At 44.3% G+C, this 18366-nt stretch carries 15 protein-coding genes and 3 tRNA genes; 12 read left to right on the forward strand and 6 right to left on the reverse strand.

Annotated elements, in window-relative coordinates; translation table 11 throughout:
- Positions 1-3 precede the first annotated feature (3 nt).
- The 8 genes from RAC86_RS20785 to glgP all read left to right on the forward strand — a co-directional run bounded on the left by RAC86_RS20785 (position 4) and on the right by glgP (position 8417).
- Positions 4-78 (forward strand) — tRNA-Asn (locus RAC86_RS20785).
- Positions 79-81: 3 nt separating this feature from the next.
- Positions 82-172 (forward strand) — tRNA-Ser (locus RAC86_RS20790).
- 30 nt (positions 173-202) lie between these two features.
- A tRNA-Glu gene (locus RAC86_RS20795) sits at positions 203-274 on the forward strand.
- A 232-nt stretch (positions 275-506) separates the two neighbouring features.
- Positions 507-2390, forward strand: a complete 1884-nt coding sequence (gene glgB, locus RAC86_RS20800; protein WP_061187224.1) for a 1,4-alpha-glucan branching enzyme — start codon at positions 507-509, stop codon at positions 2388-2390.
- Positions 2387-3529 (forward strand): glucose-1-phosphate adenylyltransferase, encoded by a 1143-nt coding sequence (locus RAC86_RS20805; RefSeq protein WP_072566744.1) that lies wholly within the window; start codon positions 2387-2389, stop codon positions 3527-3529. The genes glgB and RAC86_RS20805 overlap by 4 nt, the downstream gene beginning before the upstream one ends.
- A 22-nt stretch (positions 3530-3551) precedes the next feature.
- Positions 3552-4583, forward strand: a complete 1032-nt coding sequence (gene glgD, locus RAC86_RS20810) for a glucose-1-phosphate adenylyltransferase subunit GlgD (RefSeq protein WP_072566743.1) — start codon at positions 3552-3554, stop codon at positions 4581-4583.
- A complete protein-coding gene (gene glgA / locus RAC86_RS20815; protein ID WP_072566742.1) occupies positions 4580-6034 on the forward strand; it encodes a glycogen synthase GlgA in 1455 nt (484 codons plus the stop codon). The genes glgD and glgA overlap by 4 nt, the downstream gene beginning before the upstream one ends.
- Entirely contained in the window at positions 6021-8417 is a 2397-nt protein-coding gene (gene glgP / locus RAC86_RS20820; protein WP_072566741.1) for a glycogen phosphorylase GlgP, read from the forward strand. The genes glgA and glgP overlap by 14 nt, the downstream gene beginning before the upstream one ends.
- A gap of 28 nt (positions 8418-8445) precedes the next feature.
- Here glgP and RAC86_RS20825 read toward each other — a convergent pair whose 3' ends face one another.
- Positions 8446-8913, reverse strand: coding sequence for a TspO/MBR family protein (locus tag RAC86_RS20825; RefSeq protein ID WP_061187221.1), 468 nt, complete (start codon positions 8911-8913; stop codon positions 8446-8448).
- Between the two features lie 90 nt (positions 8914-9003).
- Positions 9004-10077 carry a spore coat kinase CotI gene (gene cotI, locus RAC86_RS20830; RefSeq protein ID WP_072181955.1) on the reverse strand — a complete coding sequence of 358 codons (1074 nt, stop codon included), beginning with the start codon at positions 10075-10077 and terminating at the stop codon, positions 9004-9006.
- Positions 10078-10266: 189 nt separating this feature from the next.
- Between cotI and cotSA the strand changes: the two genes are divergently transcribed.
- Genes cotSA through RAC86_RS20845 form a run of 3 tightly spaced genes read left to right on the forward strand, consistent with a single transcriptional unit; the run spans position 10267 to position 12894 of the window.
- Positions 10267-11400 carry a spore coat protein CotSA gene (gene cotSA / locus RAC86_RS20835; protein WP_072181956.1) on the forward strand — a complete coding sequence of 378 codons (1134 nt, stop codon included), beginning with the start codon at positions 10267-10269 and terminating at the stop codon, positions 11398-11400.
- Positions 11401-11414: 14 nt separating this feature from the next.
- Complete coding sequence (gene cotS / locus RAC86_RS20840) at positions 11415-12470, forward strand: spore coat putative kinase CotS (protein ID WP_072566740.1); 1056 nt, start codon at positions 11415-11417, stop codon at positions 12468-12470.
- 1 nt (position 12471) lies between these two features.
- Positions 12472-12894: a hypothetical protein gene (locus RAC86_RS20845; RefSeq protein WP_014114903.1), complete on the forward strand. Its 423-nt coding sequence runs from the start codon at positions 12472-12474 to the stop codon at positions 12892-12894.
- A gap of 73 nt (positions 12895-12967) precedes the next feature.
- Here the strand turns inward: RAC86_RS20845 and RAC86_RS20850 are convergent, their stop codons facing one another.
- From RAC86_RS20850 to RAC86_RS20860, 3 genes are read right to left on the reverse strand one after another with little or no spacing between them, the layout of a single operon-like run.
- Positions 12968-14191, reverse strand: a complete 1224-nt coding sequence (locus RAC86_RS20850) for a glycosyltransferase family 4 protein (protein WP_072566739.1) — start codon at positions 14189-14191, stop codon at positions 12968-12970.
- A 2-nt stretch (positions 14192-14193) separates the two neighbouring features.
- Positions 14194-15144 (reverse strand): NAD-dependent epimerase/dehydratase family protein, encoded by a 951-nt coding sequence (locus RAC86_RS20855; RefSeq protein ID WP_072181959.1) that lies wholly within the window; start codon positions 15142-15144, stop codon positions 14194-14196.
- On the reverse strand, positions 15141-16427 hold the full coding sequence (locus RAC86_RS20860; RefSeq protein ID WP_072566738.1) for a UDP-glucose dehydrogenase family protein: 1287 nt from the start codon (positions 16425-16427) through the stop codon (positions 15141-15143). Before RAC86_RS20860 ends, RAC86_RS20855 begins: the two co-directional genes overlap by 4 nt.
- A gap of 171 nt (positions 16428-16598) precedes the next feature.
- Here RAC86_RS20860 and RAC86_RS20865 point away from each other — a divergent pair, with 171 nt between their 5' ends.
- Entirely contained in the window at positions 16599-17417 is an 819-nt protein-coding gene (locus RAC86_RS20865) for a UTP--glucose-1-phosphate uridylyltransferase (protein ID WP_072566737.1), read from the forward strand.
- Between the two features lie 8 nt (positions 17418-17425).
- Here the strand turns inward: RAC86_RS20865 and RAC86_RS20870 are convergent, their stop codons facing one another.
- Complete coding sequence (locus tag RAC86_RS20870; RefSeq protein ID WP_014114898.1) at positions 17426-18145, reverse strand: yteA family sporulation protein; 720 nt, start codon at positions 18143-18145, stop codon at positions 17426-17428.
- Between the last annotated feature and the right edge of the window lie 221 nt (positions 18146-18366).

An 18366-nucleotide genomic window follows, 5' to 3' on the forward strand; every position in this document is an offset into this window, starting at 1 on the left:
TATTCCACAGTAGCTCAGTGGTAGAGCTATCGGCTGTTAACCGATCGGTCGCAGGTTCGAATCCTGCCTGTGGAGCCAAATGGAGAAGTACTCAAGTGGCTGAAGAGGCGCCCCTGCTAAGGGTGTAGGTCGTGTAAGCGGCGCGAGGGTTCAAATCCCTCCTTCTCCGCCATATGATTACACATATAAATTCTCAATCATCGGCCCGTTGGTCAAGCGGTTAAGACACCGCCCTTTCACGGCGGTAACACGGGTTCGAATCCCGTACGGGTCATTCAGAAACCTTGCATATCCTGCAAGGTTTTTTTATTTTTTATAAATCCTGACATGCCTTAGAATCATTCTATATTCTATAAACAGGCAACAAAAATCTCCATATATTTCGTTTTTCTTCGGAAAATGAAGTTAATTGTCAATAAGTATAAGCGCTTTCATGAAAGGGCTTTTTTTTATTTCTTCGAATAAATACTATAAATGAAAACTATGATGTCAGAAAGGATGATTACATGGCCGCTGCCAGCCCTACAGCACATGATGTTTATCTTTTTCACGAAGGCAGTCTGTTTAAAAGCTATCAGCTGTTTGGCTCGCATTATCGCGAGCTGAATGGCCAAAGAGGATATGAATTCTGTGTGTGGGCGCCTCATGCGTCAGAAGTACGAGTGGCTGGGGACTTTAACAGCTGGTCAGGAGAACAGCATGTGATGCACAGAGCGAACGATGGTGGCATTTGGACGTTGTTTATTCCAGATTTAGGAGAAAAGGAACGATATAAGTATGAAATCGTGACGAAAAGCGGCGAGATCAGGCTGAAGGCAGATCCATATGCTATTTATTCAGAAATCAGGCCCAATACAGCGTCATTTACTTACGATTTGGCAGGATACAACTGGCAAGATCAAAAATGGCAAAAGAAACAGAAGGCTAATACGCTGTATGAGAAACCTGTTTTTATTTATGAACTTCATCTCGGTTCCTGGAAGAAACATTCTGATGGCAGGCATTACTCTTATAAAGAATTAAGCCAGTCGCTTATTCCTTATATCAAAGAGCATGGGTTTACCCATATCGAACTGCTTCCGGTGTATGAGCACCCTTATGATCGTTCCTGGGGATATCAAGGAACGGGTTATTACAGCCCGACAAGCAGGTTTGGCACACCGCATGATTTGATGAAGTTTGTGGATGAATGCCATCAAGAAAACATCGGAGTCATTCTGGATTGGGTCCCCGGACATTTTTGTAAAGACGCACATGGTCTTTATATGTTTGATGGAGAGCCACTTTATGAATATCAAGAAGAACGTGATCGGGAGAACTGGCTATGGGGCACGGCAAACTTTGACCTGGGAAAACCGGAAGTTCATAGTTTTTTAATTTCTAATGCGTTGTACTGGGCGGAACTCTATCATATAGATGGATTTAGGGTTGATGCAGTGGCTAATCTCCTGTATTGGCCAAATCAGGATGAACGCCATACGAATCCATATGCTGTTGAATTTTTAAAAAAACTCAATCAAACCATGAGAGAGGCATATCCTCATGTCATGATGATTGCGGAAGACTCTACGGAATGGCCTCAAGTGACAGGTGCTGTTGAGGAAGGAGGGCTCGGTTTTCATTTTAAATGGAATATGGGCTGGATGAATGACGTACTGAAATATATGGAGACGCCGCCAGAAGAAAGGCGGTATTGTCATCAGCTTATTTCGTTTTCATTACTGTATGCGTTTAGTGAACATTTTGTATTGCCGTTCTCTCATGATGAAGTCGTATACGGAAAAAAATCCCTTCTTAATAAAATGCCTGGCGACTATTGGCAGAAATTTGCCCAGTATCGGCTTTTGCTCGGCTATATGACGGCTCATCCCGGAAAGAAATTGATCTTTATGGGATCAGAATTTGCCCAATTTGATGAATGGAAAGATACAGAACAGCTTGATTGGTTTTTGGACTCCTTCCCCATGCATCAGAAAGCCAGCGTTTTTACGCAAGATCTTCTCCGCTTTTATCAAAAAAGCAAAATCCTTTATGAACATGACCATCGTGCACAATCGTTTGAATGGATTGATGTCCATAATGACGAACAATCAATCTTTTCTTTTATTCGTTATGGCAAAAGGCACGGTGAGGCGCTTGTCATCATTTGTAATTTTACACCCGCGGTCTATCATCAATATGATGTTGGAGTTCCTTTTCTTACTCAATACATTGAAGTGCTGAACAGCGACAGTGAAGCATATGGAGGCTCAGGACAAATCAACAAAAAGCCGTTAGCGGCCAAAAAGGGAGCTCTTCATCATAAACCATGTTATATCACGATGACCATCCCCCCTTACGGCATTTCGATTTTACGGGCGGTTAAAAAAAGAGGAGAGATAAAAAGATGAAAAAACAATGTGTAGCCATGCTCCTTGCCGGCGGGAAGGGCAGCCGTCTCAGCGGATTGACAAAAAATATGGCCAAACCGGCTGTATCTTTCGGGGGAAAATACAGGATTATTGATTTTACCCTCAGCAACTGTTCCAATTCAGGCATAGACACAGTCGGGATTTTAACACAATATCAGCCGCTTGAGCTGAATTCCTATATTGGAATCGGCAGTGCATGGGACCTTGACAGATATAATGGCGGCGTGACGGTATTACCCCCTTATGCCGAGTCATCAGAAGTCAAATGGTATAAAGGGACGGCAAGCGCCATTTATGAAAATCTTAATTATTTGAATCAGTATGATCCTGAGTATGTGCTGATATTATCAGGAGATCACATATACAAAATGGACTACGGTAAAATGCTTGATTTTCATATTGAAAAGAAAGCGGATGTAACGATCTCTGTCATCGAGGTGGGCTGGGAGGAAGCAAGCCGGTTCGGCATCATGAAGACCGATGCAGATGGGACGATTACACATTTTGATGAAAAGCCCAAATTCCCTAAGAGCAATCTTGCCTCAATGGGAATTTATATATTCAATTGGCCGCTTTTGAAACAGTATCTTGAGATGGACGACCGGAATCCTTATTCAAGCCACGACTTTGGCAAAGACATTATTCCTCTGCTTTTGGAGGAGAAAAAGAAGCTTTCCGCTTATCCGTTCAAAGGATATTGGAAGGATGTCGGTACTGTTCAGAGCTTGTGGGAGGCCAATATGGATCTGTTAAAAGAGGACTCGGAGCTGAAGCTATTTGAACGGAAGTGGAAAATTTACTCCGTCAATCCGAATCAGCCTCCGCAATTTATTTCATCTGATGCGAAGGTTCAAGATTCGCTTGTGAACGAAGGCTGTGTTGTATATGGAAATGTGTCTCACTCCGTTCTTTTTCAAGGCGTGACTGTCGGTAAGCAAGCGACTGTTAAATCATCCGTCATAATGCCGGGTGTGACGATCGGCGAGCATGTAGTGATTGAAAATGCCATCGTTCCTAAGGGTCTGGTGCTGCCGGATGGCGCAGTGATTCGATCCGAAAAAGACATTCAGGAGGCGCTGCTCGTTTCAGAGGAATTTGTAGAAAAAGAATTGATCTAATACTGAAGAGGGGGCTGAGTCAGTGTTCAATAATCAAATGTTAGGTGTTATAGATGAAACCACATATAAGCATTCTCTTCAGGATTTAACGGCACAGCGGTCGCTGGGAGCAATCCCTTTTGCCGGCAGGTACCGTCTGATCGATTTTATGCTTTCCAACATGGTGAATGCGGATATTAGGAGTGTCGCGATTTTTCCAAAGTATCGCTACCGTTCGCTTATGGATCATCTTGGAGCAGGTAAGGAATGGGATTTGCATCGAAAAAAGGATGGCCTCTTTTTTTTCCCGTCGCCCCACCTTCACCAAGAATACGATGAGTTCGGTTCTTTTCGGCAGTTTTCCGACCATCTTGATTATTTTCACAGAAGCACACAGCAGTATGCTGTCATCTCCAACAGCCATACTGTATGCAACATTCAATTTCAATATGTGCTGAAACGCCATCAGGAGGTTGGCTGCGACGTCACCGAGGTATTTCAGGATGGCCAGTCGCTGCAAATCTATATCATGTCTACAGCGCTTTTAAAGGATCTGATCTACGGACATAGTGAAAAAGGCTATAAAACCATTCAGGAGGCTGTTGAAAAAGAATCCTCCTCCTTGGCCATTTGCCCTTATGAATATTCAGGTTATGCCGCTGTCATTGATTCGGTGGAAAAGTATTATACCCACAGTATGGAGCTCATTCAGCCTCGTTTTTGGCAGCAGGTGTTTTTGCCGCAGCAGCCGATCTATACAAAAGTGAAGGATGAGCCGCCGACGAAATACGGAAAACACAGCACTGTCAAAAATTCCTTGGTGGCAAACGGATGTGTGCTTGAAGGAGAGGTTGAAAACTGCATTTTGTTCAGGGCGGTTCATGTCGGAAAGGGGACGAAGCTGAAAAACTGCATTATTATGCAAAAAACGCAGATTGGCGAGGATTGCCAGCTTGAGCAGGTCATTTCTGATAAGGACGTTAAAATCGGCAATGCGACTGAGGCTGCGGGAACAGCTGAGCAGCCGCTTGTATTAAGAAAAGGTTTGGTACAAGGAGAGCTGATGAATTCTTGAAGGTATTATTTGCTGTATCTGAATGTACCCCGTTTGTTAAATCAGGAGGTCTTGCCGATGTAGCTGGCGCTCTGCCAAAGGCACTTGCGCGATTAGGCAATGAAGTAGCTGTAATGCTTCCAAAGTACAGCCAAATACCTGAGCGATGGAAAAAGCGCATGGAAAAAACGGCTGAGTGTACGGTAGCCGTCGGCTGGCGTCAGCAATATTGCGGAATTGAACATATTGCTGAAGATGATGTGAATTATTATTTCATCGACAATAAATATTATTTTAACAGGGATTCGTTGTACGGGCATTATGATGACGGTGAACGGTTTGCCTTTTTTTCCAGAGCTGTGCTGGGGGCCGCCGAAGCTGTGAATATTCAAGCCGATATTGTTCATACTCACGACTGGCATACAGCGATGGTCAATTATTTGCTGAAAGAGGAATACAGAAAACATCCTTTTTATAAGCAGATGAGAAGCGTGCTCACAATCCACAATCTACAGTTTCAAGGCATATTTCCGCCTGATGTCACACATGACTTGCTAGGGCTTGAGATGGATCATTTTCATTATGAAAGGTTAGAATGCAACGGATTTGTTAATTTTATGAAGGCAGGCATCATTGCGGCTGATCATGTGACAACTGTGAGCCCCACTTACAGAAATGAAATATTGACGCCTTATTATGGTGAACAGCTTGAGCAGGTTTTGCAATATAGGGAAAATGATGTAACCGGCATATTAAATGGCATTGATGATACTTTCTATCAGCCGAAATGCGATCCCTATATAGAGGCGCATTACGATTCGGAGCATCTTGGATGCAAGGAAGTAAATAAAACGAAGCTTCAGCGGCGGATGGGGCTTCCAGAGCGAAATGATATTCCGCTGATCAGTATGGTGACAAGGCTCACTAAACAAAAGGGACTTGATCTTGTCCGCAGAATTATGCACGAACTTCTTGAAGAGCAAGACATACAGCTAATTGTGCTGGGTACAGGGGAACGTGAATTTGAAGATTATTTCCGGTATGCAGAATTGGCTTTTCATGAGAAGTGCCGAGCGTATATTGGGTTTGATGAGCCGCTTGCCCATCAAATTTATGCGGGCTCCGATATGTTTTTGATGCCGTCGAAATTTGAGCCGTGCGGCTTGGGTCAGCTTATTGCTCTCCAATATGGCGCCATTCCGATTGTCAGGGAGACGGGCGGTCTTTACGACACTGTCCGTTCCTATCAGGAGGAAGAGGGAACGGGCAATGGCTTTACGTTTTCCGCTTTCAATGCGCATGATCTGAAATTTACGATCGAGAGGGCGCTGTCGTTTTATCGCCAAAAGGATGTATGGAAGAGCATCATGAAGACCGCAATGAATGCAGATTACAGCTGGGAGCAGTCAGCAAAAGAGTATCAGCGCATTTTCGAGCATGTGACAAGGAGTGGACGGGATGTTCTCGAGTAAAGAACGCTTTGCAGCCTTATTTTTAAAGCGTCTGGAAATGACGTGCGGAAAAAGCTTCAAAGACTCTGCCAAGCTGGATCAATATAAAACGTTGGGCAATATGGTCAGAGAATATATCAGCGCTGATTGGATCCAGACGAATGAAAAAAGCAGGTCCAATTCCGGGAAGCAGACATATTATTTGTCAATCGAATTTCTGCTCGGTCAGCTTCTTGAACAAAATTTAATGAATCTTGGCGTTCGTGATGTTGTAGAAGCAGGCTTAAAGGAAATCGGCATCAATTTAGAGGAGATCCTTCAAATGGAGAGCGATGCAGGTCTCGGCAACGGCGGGCTTGGGCGCTTGGCAGCTTGCTTTTTAGATTCTCTGGCTTCATTGAATTTGCCGGGGCACGGGATGGGCATTCGTTATAAGCATGGCTTGTTTGAGCAAAAAATTGTAGACGGGCATCAGGTGGAGCTGCCTGAGCAATGGCTGAAAAACGGGAATGTATGGGAAGTAAGAAATGCCGATCAGGCAGTTGACGTGCCGTTTTGGGGCGAGGTGCATATGACAGAAAAGAACGGACGTCTGCATTTTCGCCACGAGCAAGCTACAATTGTTACAGCCGTTCCTTATGACATCCCAATCATCGGCTATGAAACGGGTACCGTCAATACGTTAAGGCTTTGGAACGCTGAGCCTTATGCGCATTATCATGGCGGCAATATTTTGTCTTATAAGCGGGAAACCGAAGCAGTTTCTGAATTTTTATATCCTGATGACACTCATGACGAGGGGAAAATTTTACGGCTGAAGCAGCAGTATTTTTTAGTATGCGCAAGCTTAAAAAGCATTGTGAACAATTACCGAAAAACAAATAAATCTTTATCCGGCTTGCATAAAAAAGTAAGCATTCATATTAATGATACCCATCCTGCACTGGCAGTGCCTGAGCTGATGCGGATTTTGCTCGATGAAGAGAACATGAGCTGGGAAGAGGCCTGGCATATTACCGTACATACGATTTCTTATACAAATCATACGACATTGTCAGAAGCGCTTGAGAAATGGCCGATTCATTTGTTTAAGCCGCTGCTCCCGCGAATGTACATGATTATTGAAGAGATCAATGAAAGGTTTTGCCGGGCGGTGTGGGAAAAGTATCCCGGAGACTGGAAAAGGATAGAGGACATGGCGATTACGGCGCATGGTGTTGTCAAAATGGCTCATCTGGCTATAGTGGGCAGCTACAGTGTAAACGGCGTTGCCAAAATTCATTCCGATATTTTAAAGGAAAGGGAGATGCACGATTTTCATTTGCTGTTTCCGAATCGTTTTAACAATAAGACGAATGGAATTGCCCACAGGCGCTGGCTGCTGAAAGCGAATCCCGGCTTGTCTGCTATCATCACGGAGGCGATCGGCAATGAATGGGTGAAACAGCCGGAATCACTGATTCGCTTAGAACCGTACGCCTCTGATCCTGCTTTTATCGAACAGTTTCAAAACAACAAAAGCAGGAAAAAACAAGAGCTCGCTGATTTGATTTTTTGCACGGCCGGGGTAGTTGTGAACCCTGACAGCATATTTGATGTTCAGGTGAAACGTCTTCATGCATACAAACGGCAGCTGCTGAATGTTCTTCATATTATGTATTTGTATAATCGGCTCAAAGAGGACTCGGGCTTTTCTATCTACCCGCAAACCTTTATTTTTGGGGCAAAGGCTTCACCAAGTTATTATTATGCCAAGAAAATCATTAAGCTGATCCATTCTGTCGCGGAAAAGGTCAACTATGATCCGGCAGTCAAACAACTGCTCAAGATTGTTTTTTTGGAAAATTACAGAGTTTCTATGGCTGAGCGGATTTTTCCAGCGTCAGATGTAAGTGAACAAATTTCAACCGCAAGCAAGGAAGCGTCTGGTACAGGAAATATGAAGTTCATGATGAACGGCGCTTTGACGATTGGCACACATGACGGCGCAAATATTGAGATACTTGAGCGGGTGGGGCCTGATTGTATTTACACATTCGGTTTAAAGGCGGATGAAGTTCTATCGTATCAGGAAAACGGCGGCTATAGATCGAGGGAATATTATCAGCATGACCGCAGAATCAGACAGGTAGCGGATCAGCTGATCAACGGTTTTTTTGAAGGGGAAGCAGATGAATTTGAATCGATCTATGACTCGCTGCTTCCGCATAATGATGAGTATTTTGTGCTGAAGGATTTCAGCTCATATGCAGATGCGCAGGGGCGTATTCAAGCTGATTATCTCGATCGGAGGAAATGGTCTGAGCGTTCGATTGTGAATATTGCCCATTCTGGATATTTCTCAAGCGACCGCACGATCCGGGAATATGCGAAAAACATTTGGGGAATCCAGCCGATGATGTGAAAAGCCGCTGTATAAGCGGCTTTTTTGTTCACAGATTCATGGAATAGATTGTAAAGGATAAGAATGTCGCAAATGCACTCCATAAAAAATATGGCAAAAGAAGATAGCTTGCGGTCCTGCTGTATTTTCTCGCTATGATCATTAAAACGATTGCAGTGATGGCGACAAGCAGGCTGTCAATCGATGCAGCCAGCAGATTCTTTTGGGTAAATTGAAAATAGCTGAATGCCTGATTGAGCACATAATTAATCAAAAGCGTAAGCCAAAAGCTTTTCGCATCTTTAAATGAAAACGCGGCATACACAATGGCAGCTGAAAGGGAGATCAGGGCAAATAGGATGGCCCAAATGATGCCGATCGCAGATCCGGGTGGCGTCCAGTCCGGTTTTTTCAGTGAATTGTACCATTCTTGGTCAATTGGAAACAGGTAGTCTGCGGCTGAAAACAGCGCATATGTAATCACAAAAACCGCTATGGCACCGACCATCTTCTTCATGTTTGTAACCCCCGTATGTATTAATGTTACATTTATTCTTACCCTTATCTTATAAAGATCATCCCCCCGATATACGGGGGAGATGATGTCTTAAATCAGCTGCTTTAATGCGTTTGCTTTAATGCGTTCATATTCAAAAGCTGACTCTAATTCTTCCTTCGGTAAAGCAGACTTGCGGACGTATTTTTCGCGAATGACATCGTAAAGCTCATAAGGAAACAGCATATCAATAAACATTACTTGTTTTTGTTCGTCAGTTAATGGGGCACTGGATTCATATGCGTTCAGCATCACATGAAATGTTTCTTCATCCCAAACGCCCGTCGTATCTAAAAGCGGAATAATCATTTTGCGCAAATCTCGAATAGGAAGATCAAATGATACGGTATCTAGGTCGATGACCCAAATCTGTTCGTTTTCCCCCAAGAGGGTATTTCCGGTTCCATAATCCTGGTGGCAAAGATTAGGGCTTTTTTTCAGCTGTTCAGTCCATGGCACATAGGACGACTGCAAAAGCCGGTCTTTGATGCGCAGTCCGTCTTCAATAAAGCTGTCTATCTCTTGAAGATAAAGCTGTGAGAAAGGATCTTCTTTTTCCATCTGCGCCATCAGCTTCCACGTTTCCATCTGTTTGCATCGTTTCGTATAGTGATTCGGCCAGCGCCCTAATTTCGTAAATACGGGAACGCCATTAGGCGGCTGATATCCGACGGAAGCTGTATGGAAATCAGCAAGGCCTTTCATGATAAACTCCAAATCCTGCTTTACAGTCAGCTCAAACGGCCTTCCTTCGATCCAGTCATATACGACAAATAGAAAGGAGCCGTGCTTGGAATATAGGCTGCCTTTTTTATTTGGGATTATGCCGGGAACGTTCATTCCTTTTTTTGCTAAATAATCCTGTGCGAAAATGGAAAACAAGGCTTTCTTTTCGGGCCTGTGTATTCGTTTCAGACAAACCGCACCGGAGCCTGTGTGAACCTTCCACACAAGCGCCATCTGGTTTCCTTGAATGACGTCTATTTTTTCAGTCTGCACATCCCATCCTTGAAGCACATTTTCAGCCAGCTCGGTTAATTTTCTTTCATCTTCTGCTGATAAAGGAAGCTCTGATGAATTCCCCTCCTCAATGACTTCTTGGTTTTCTGCCATTAAAGGACACATCCTTACCTGTTTTACTCCTACCTTATGAATCGAAAGAAAAAAATGATTGAGATATTTGACTATATTTGATAGAAGAACCTGGTTGTTTACCCGTTTTGTTTTTGGGGCAGTCCCATTCCGCACAAGTTGGTTGTTCAACCGTATCATGATTCTAACTAGTTAAAAATCATGCAGGAATGGAGGCTATGTATGAAAATAGCACTGATCGCCACAGAGAAGCTTCCTGTCCCCTCGGTTCGAGGAGGCGCCATTCAAATCTACCTCGAAGCAGTTGCCCCTTTGATTGCCAAAAAACATGAGGTGACTGTATTTTCTATTAAAGATCCAAATCTCGCTGATCGAGAGACAGCAGACGGAGTCCATTATGTGCATTTGGATGAAGACCGTTATGAAGATGCTGTTGGAGAAGAGCTGAAAAAGAGCCGTTTTGATCTTGTGCATGTCTGTAATCGCCCAAGCTGGGTGTCGAAACTGAAGAAACAGGCGCCAGATGCTGTTTTTATTTTAAGCGTTCACAATGAAATGTTCGCTTACGATAAGATCAGCCAGGCAGAAGGTGAGATATGCATCGATTCTGTAGCGCAGATTGTTACGGTCAGCGATTATATTGGCCGGACGATCACAAGCCGTTTTCCGTCAGCACGATCAAAAACAAAAACGGTGTATTCCGGTGTGGATTTGAAAGCGTACCACCCACGCTGGACAAAAGAAGGGCAGCGGGCTCGCGAAGATATGCGAAGCGAGCTGGAACTTCACGGTAAAAAAATTGTCCTTTTTGTTGGCCGGCTCAGCAAAGTAAAAGGCCCGCACATTTTATTGCAGGCGTTGCCGGACATAATCGAGGAGCATCCTGATGTCATGATGGTGTTTATCGGGTCAAAATGGTTCGGAGATAATGAATTAAATAACTATGTCAAACATCTTCATACCCTCGGTGCGATGCAAAAGGATCATGTCACATTTATTCAATTTGTGAAGCCAAAGGACATTCCTCGCCTTTATACCATGTCAGATGTATTTGTATGCTCTTCGCAGTGGCAGGAGCCTTTAGCGAGGGTACATTATGAAGCGATGGCTGCGGGACTGCCTATTATTACAAGCAATCGGGGAGGCAATCCAGAGGTCATAGAGGAAGGGAAAAACGGCTACATCATTCATGACTTTGAAAATCCTAAACAATATGCTGGATATATCAATGATTTGCTCAGCAGCTCTGAAAAACGGGAACGGCTTGGGAAATACAGCCGTCGTGAGGCAGAAAGCCAATTCGGCTGGCAGAGGGTGGCGGAAAATCTGCTCAGCGTGTATGAGAAGAACAGATAGAAGGGGTGAACAGAGTGTACCAAAAAGAGCATGAAGAACAGATTGTGTCCGATATTCTCAACTATTATCCGTTCCATATCGAACATGTGGCGTTGAAATCAAACAAAAGCGGGCGCAAAATCTGGGAAATACAAACTGATCAAGGCCTAAAGCTATTAAAAGAAGCGCAGATGAAACCGGAGCGAATGCTTTTTATCACTCAGGCACATGCCCATTTACAAGAGAAAGGGCTGCCGGTAGCGCCGATACATCAAACAAAAAATGGCGGGAGCTGCTTAGGTACTGATCGGGTCTCCTACAGTTTATATGACAAAGTGACAGGAAAAGAAATGATTTACTATGATGCAGAGCAGATGAAAAAAGTCATGTCATTTGCCGGCCATTTTCATCATGCGTCAAAACGATATGTTTGCACAGATGAAAGCAAGAAAAGAAGCAGGCTCGGCAAATGGCATAAATTATACCGGTGGAAGCTGCAGGAATTAGAAGGGAATATGCAGATCGCGGCATCTTATCCTGATGACTTATTTTCGCAAACTTTCTTAAAACACGCTGATAAAATGCTGGCAAGAGGAAAAGAGGCTCTGCAAGCGCTTGATGAATCAGAGTATGAAAATTGGACAAAAGAAACGCTTGAACATGGCGGATTCTGTTTTCAGGATTTTACATTGGCGCGTTTGACTGAGATCGACGGGGAGCCTTTTTTAAAAGAGCTTCACTCGATTACCTACGATTTGCCATCAAGAGATCTGCGCATTCTGCTGAATAAAGTTATGGTTAAGCTTTCTGTATGGGATACCGATTTCATGGTTGCACTGCTTGCAGCCTATGATGCAGTGTATCCGCTCACAGAAAAACAGTACGAGGTGCTATGGATTGATCTCGCGTTTCCGCATTTGTTCTGTGCAATCGGCCATAAATATTATTTGAAGCAAAAGAAAACATGGTCAGATGAGAAGTACAACTGGGCGCTGCAAAATATGATTTCTGTTGAAGAATCTAAAGATGCGTTTTTGGATAAAATGCCGGAACTGTATAAAAAAATAAAAGCGTATCGGGAGGCGAATTGACATGAGGTCATCGAGACAAAAAGCCTCCATTTCTAAACTCGATCTCGACCAATTCGTATTTACACCGCCTGGATCGATGGGGTGGCAGGCTCATGACACAAGCTCAGCTGAGAAGGAAGAAGAGGAGAAACACTTGGCTGTGGGCAGCATTCGAGAGCTCCCTAACATCAATGCACCGAAAGAATTTCAAGAAGAAACGAAGGAAAAGGAAACAGATCACAAGGTTATGGATGACGAAGAAACGAAATTCGAAACCATTCGAGAGCCTGAGGAGGAGCATGATTCCAAACGTTCAGAGCCGCCAATTGAAGAGGAGGATGAAGAACCAGAATTAGTGGAGGAAGCTAGAGTGGAAATTATCGTTCTTCCGAGTGAATCCGCACCAGCTCCATGGTTTTCTCAAACTGTAAAGCGCAAGGCATAAAATCACATTTATGCCTTTTTTTATGTTCTATGCAGCAAAAAAACAGCCCGTATTGCAACACGAGCTGTAGGTTTTATGATTTTGCTTTCACAAAAAGCTGATTGATAGATGATAAATCAAGATTCTGCGATAGAAGAGGCGGCGGAAATTGTTTGTTTTCCGGTGTCAGAACGGATTGGTAAACAGCATTGAGCCTTTTGGCAGCATGGGTAAAGGTAAACGAAGATTCTACATTGTGCCGGCCATTTTTTGTGAATTTGTTCATTAATTCTTGGTCTGTAAAGGCTCTGTCAATTGCTTTCGCAAATGAAGAAGGCTTGTTGTAGCTGTCGATGACAAGACCGTTGACTTCGTGTTTTACAACTTCTCCGTTTCCGCCCCGGTTTGTGGTAATTAAGGGCGTTCCAGCCGCCATTGCTTCATAATTCACACGGGCGAGGGGTTCATTCCACTGAGAGCTGCACACAAATACATCTGCCATCAGAAAGAGGTTTGGAATGTCGTCTGCGGGGATGAATTTCGTGAAGATCACATGGTCCCTGTATGGCAGCGCCAGCTTGCGCAGATAGGTTACATATTGGTTTTCACCGTCATCGCTGAACCACTTCCCGCCTGCTATGACGAGCACAGCGTCGGGATGCTGCTGCAAAATCCGTTTCATGCTGTGAATGAGAAGGTGAGGCCCTTTTGTGGGGCTTAAACGGCCGGCAAATAAAATGACTTTCTTATCCCCAATGCCGTATTTTTTTCGGTATGTTTCTCTAATAGCCGAACCTTTCATCGTCCAGACAGGCGGATAAGAGCGGATGTCAACACCGGAGTATACGACTTGTGTGATGTCCTCTGCTTCAGGGAACCGTTCAATGACGGTTTGTTTAATAAATTCGCTGACGGTTGTGATCATGGAGACATTGTCGAGTACTTCTTTTCCTTGCGCGAAGGTCATCTTTTTTTCAGAAAACATTTCGTTATGCAGGCTCAGAACAATCTTGCTGTTTGGTGAGGCTTTTTTATATAGAGAGACATTTAAAGGCCTATTGAACACATGAATAAGGTCAAAGGAAGAGGCTCGCAGCTCCTCGGCTACCGCCTCGCGGTAATGCTCTTTTGGCAGATGGATATACTGTACGCCGTCTTTTGTTTCTCTTTTTGGAAGTGATGGATCTTCTATTGAAAAAATGGTCAGATCGTACCGGCTGCTGAAATAGGGCGTGACACCGTCAATCATCATTTGAATTGCGCCGCCGCGTACCGCGGGCGCCGGCAGCTTTTCTGTACAGATAAAAGCAAGCTTCATTTTCATTCCCCCTGATACAGCGACGATAAATATGCGAATTCGTTGGCCAAACCATCCTTTAAGGATGTGGCGGGATCGTAATGTAAGAGCTGTTTTGCTTTTGAAATATCCGCCCACGTTTTGCTGGGTTCCCCTGCTATTTTGTCCGAAAAGTGCAGTGTTGCTTTTTTACCAGAAATATCTTCAATGAGGGAGACAACCTTTAAGACTGAGGCACGCTCTGCGCCGCCGATATTCACCGTTTCACCAATAAGATGGGGTTTCCCAAGAACAGCGTAGATGCCTTTGACACAGTCGCCGATATAAGTAAAATCTCTTGACTGCTGCCCGTTACCGAAGATGGTGAGCGGCTTTTGCTGAAGGTGCTGTTTGATGAGCCGGTGAAAAGCCATGTCCGGCCGCTGTCTCGGTCCGTATACGGTAAAGAAACGGAGAATCACAATCGGAATGCCAAAGCTTTGTTGATACACATGGCAAAGCTTTTCTCCCGTAAGCTTTGTTACGCCGTACGGAGATAATGGGGAAAGCGCCGCGTTTTCACTGACTTTCCCTTGTTTTTCGCCATAGACGGAAGAGGTGGAAGCAAAGACGAACGTTTGAAGCGGATGTTCCCGGCAGGCCTCAAGGAGCCTTTGGAGCGCTTGTATATTATGTGCGGCATATGGATGAAAATGATCGCCCCAGCTTGAACGGACACCCGGTATGGCCGCCAAATGAAAGATGATATCCACTCCCTCCAGTAAGGGAGAAAGATCTGCAGTCAGCAGATTTTCCTTTATGAACGTAAATCGTTTTTCTGGCAGCAGGGCTTCAAGATTTTTGAATTTTAAGGAAAATGAAGTGGGTCCTATAAAGTCGTCGATTCCGATAACATCATGTGTCTTATCCTTCAGCAATTCTTCGCAGAGGTGGGAGCCGATAAATCCCGCTGCTCCTGTGACGAGTATTTTCATGGGCGGCCAACTCCTGTGCAGATTAGTCCGAAGTCCTCGAGCAGTTCTTTTTTCAGTGCGTTGCGCCCGTCGATCACAAGTCGCCCTTTCATGATGCTTGCAGTCTTTTTCCAATCTAATGCTAAAAATTCAGGCCATTCTGTTGCCAAAAATAAAAAATCACTCTCTGCTATCGCATCAAAAGCTTGAGATTGCTGAGTCACATGTTTCCGCAAATGTTCTGGAAGAACAGCCTCAGGATCATATGCATCAACATGGCATCCCAGCTCTGTCAGCCTTTCTATCAACCTGACGGCTTGAGAATTCCTGGTGTCATCGGTATGCGGTTTGAAGGAAATGCCGAGTACAGCAGCTTTTTTGCCGTGAAGTGTATCAAAGAATGACTTTATTTTTTGGATATACAGGCCGAGCTGGGTATCATTGATGTGCTGCACGGCTTGTAGCAGGTAGGTCTCCGTGTTTTTTTCCTGGGCAGCGAATTGCAGCGCCTGCAGATCCTTTGGAAAACAAGAGCCGCCGTATCCGATGCCGGCCTGCAAAAAGTGTCCACCGATTCTCGGGTCTAGTCCGATGGCACGGGAAATATCTGAGATATCTGATTGATAGGCTTCACATATGCGGGCCATTTCGTTAATGAACGAAATTTTGGCTGCTAAGAAGAAGTTATTGGCATACTTAATCAGCTCTGCTCCTGCTAAGCTTGTAATGATATAAGGGGTGTCAATGTGTTTATAAATGGATTTGACGATTGCTGCTGATACGTGATCTCCTTCCTGAACACCGATGACCGTTTTATCAGGATGCAGCATGTCATACAAGGCGTTGCCTTCCCGCAGAAACTCCGGATTGGATACGATGTTAAATAAGTTTTCAGACACTCCGGAGGCAATCAGCTGTTTTGCTATGTTTTCATTTGTCCCGGGCGGAACAGTGCTTTTCGTAATAATGGTTTTATACGTTCGGATTGCCTCGCTCAAATCGCTGATGACGGACTGCAGTGCTTTCGTATCTGCTGATCCGTCCGAACGCGGAGGGGTTCCGACTGCGATAAAAATGACGGGACATTCCTCCATGCTCGATTTCACTTCAGAAGAAAACGAGAGATTGCCGCAATGATTTAGTGCATCTGAAAGCCCAGGCTCGTAAAAGGGAATGTCTCCATTTTTCAGCTGTTCGATTTTTTTGAGGTCTTTGTCTGTGCATATCATGTCATGCCCGAAGGATGCCAGTGCCGCTGATAGGGTCAAACCGACATATCCGGCGCCAACCACACAAATTTTCATCACCTGAGCTCCTTTACAAGATTACTGGTCATATATCAATATCCTATTAAAAAAGGGCTGGTTCGTGATTCCGCTTTCTGCCCAGTTTCTTTCGCCTAATTTCAGATGTACAAACATCGGGGTGCGCTCTTGGAATATCATGTAATAAACATGAGCTGAGGGGAAAATAACATGATAAAAAAAGCGATCATTCCTGCCGGGGGATACGGAACGAGGAATCTTCCGGTGACGAAGGTGATTCCAAAAGAAATGTTTCCGGTAGGATCTAAGCCTGTGATTCATTATATTGTTGAAGAGCTGAAGGAGTCAGGCATTGAAGATATTTTGATGGTTGTATCGAGCCATAAAAATCTGATTGTCGACTATTTTGATTCCTCTTTGGCGCTTGAAGCTTTTCTGGCCTCCCGGCATAAACTGCATTTACTCAGTGAACATCCGATTCCGGATATACGGATTCATTATGTGCGGCAGCCTTATGCAAAAGGTCTTGGCGACGCGATTTCTTTTGGAAAGCAATTTTCAGGCGGAGAGCCTTTTGCCGTCGTTTTGCCTGATGATCTGATCTTTTCCGCTAATCAGCCGGCTTTGGGGCAGCTGATTGAAGCGTACACGAAATATCAGTGCAGTGTGATCGGCTTAAAAGAAACGAAACCGGAAGAATTGCACCATTACGGTGTGATAAAAGGGGAGCCTGTTGAAAAAGGGCTTTATCGCATTCAGGATATTGTGGAAAAGCCTAAACAAAACCCGCCTTCTCATTTTGCCGCAGCAGGACGTTATATTTTTACACCGGATATTTTTGAGAAGCTGGAGACATTAGAAGCTGATGCCGGAGGAGAAGTGCAGCTAACGGATGCGATTAAAGCTTCACTTAGGGCATGCGATGTTTACGGGAAATTGCTGGAGGGCGATCGGTATGACATCGGACTGCAAAAGGATTATCTGAAGCTGATCATCGATATGCTGAAAACGGAAAAGAACCCCCAATAACCGGGGGTTCAATCAGCGTGGAGATCGCCGAATGTTGTCATGATTCCCTCTTCATCGAGTTCTTCCTCATAACGCTCATGAGCTCTGCTTTGATAAACTGTAATTTCTTTGCCTGTGATATCTGTAGCGATGAAATTTTCGTACGACTCCGTATTGCCGATGTTTTCTTCGGCATTCATCGTCATATCATCATAGCTGAGCGGAGGGTTTTCCATATCCTGCGGTGTTTGCGAGTTTCCGTATTTTTCGACGTCCTGGTAAGAATCTTCACTGTCATAAGGCGCTCTGATTTCTTCATCGTCGTCAAATTCAAATTGCCCGAAAGGTGTTTCTTCTTCGATCGGACGGTCTTTGGAAACGACATCCTGTGACGAATACTCTGCGAGCGTTGTGGCAGTCGGAAGCGCTTCAAGACGTTCGTAAGGGATTTCCTTTCCGCTGACTTCACAAATACCGTACGTACCGTTTTCTATCGCTTTCAATGAATGCTCAATGTCCCGGAGATGCTCTCTCTCATGCAAGTCGAGAGCGATGTCTTTTTCACGCTCGTAAAGCTCTGTCGCCTGATCGCCGGGATGGTTGTCGTAAGCTGAAAGCTCACCCCATGAATCATAAGGAAAGGCAGAGTTAAGCTGGAAATGGTCATTGTCTTTGAAACGGTTTAAGATATCTTCTTTTGTTTGTTCCAGTTCATGTTTCAAGTGTTGAAGCTGGTCTTTTGTAAGCAATGTGATCCCCTCGTTTCTCTGTGGTGCATACCTTTAGTATGAACAGATCGCCTGAGAACTTTCATAAATGACGAGTGGAGGAATATAGGAGATTTTCCTTATATGGTAAGCGGATACAACCTTTGCTATCAGTGGAGAAAGAAATTTAAGGTTTGTTTCTTTTTCATTTCTGAAATTAGGTTTATAATAGGTAAGGCAGGCCATTTGGACTGCATGATCTG

The organism is Bacillus sp. LR_5 (assembly GCF_042709275.1).

What these genes read in the sequence shown, in the direction of transcription:
- glgP (WP_072566741.1), top strand. Translation starts at nt 6,021, where the DNA reads ATGTTCTCGAGTAAAGAACGCTTTGCAGCCTTATTTTTAAAGCGTCTG.
- RAC86_RS20850 (WP_072566739.1), bottom strand. Translation starts at nt 14,191, where the DNA reads ATGAAGCTTGCTTTTATCTGTACAGAAAAGCTGCCGGCGCCCGCGGTA.
- cotI (WP_072181955.1), bottom strand. Translation starts at nt 10,077, where the DNA reads ATGTGTCCTTTAATGGCAGAAAACCAAGAAGTCATTGAGGAGGGGAAT.
- RAC86_RS20865 (WP_072566737.1), top strand. Translation starts at nt 16,599, where the DNA reads ATGATAAAAAAAGCGATCATTCCTGCCGGGGGATACGGAACGAGGAAT.
- RAC86_RS20825 (WP_061187221.1), bottom strand. Translation starts at nt 8,913, where the DNA reads ATGAAGAAGATGGTCGGTGCCATAGCGGTTTTTGTGATTACATATGCG.
- cotSA (WP_072181956.1), top strand. Translation starts at nt 10,267, where the DNA reads ATGAAAATAGCACTGATCGCCACAGAGAAGCTTCCTGTCCCCTCGGTT.
- RAC86_RS20855 (WP_072181959.1), bottom strand. Translation starts at nt 15,144, where the DNA reads ATGAAAATACTCGTCACAGGAGCAGCGGGATTTATCGGCTCCCACCTC.
- RAC86_RS20845 (WP_014114903.1), top strand. Translation starts at nt 12,472, where the DNA reads ATGAGGTCATCGAGACAAAAAGCCTCCATTTCTAAACTCGATCTCGAC.
- RAC86_RS20805 (WP_072566744.1), top strand. Translation starts at nt 2,387, where the DNA reads ATGAAAAAACAATGTGTAGCCATGCTCCTTGCCGGCGGGAAGGGCAGC.
- RAC86_RS20860 (WP_072566738.1), bottom strand. Translation starts at nt 16,427, where the DNA reads ATGAAAATTTGTGTGGTTGGCGCCGGATATGTCGGTTTGACCCTATCA.
- glgB (WP_061187224.1), top strand. Translation starts at nt 507, where the DNA reads ATGGCCGCTGCCAGCCCTACAGCACATGATGTTTATCTTTTTCACGAA.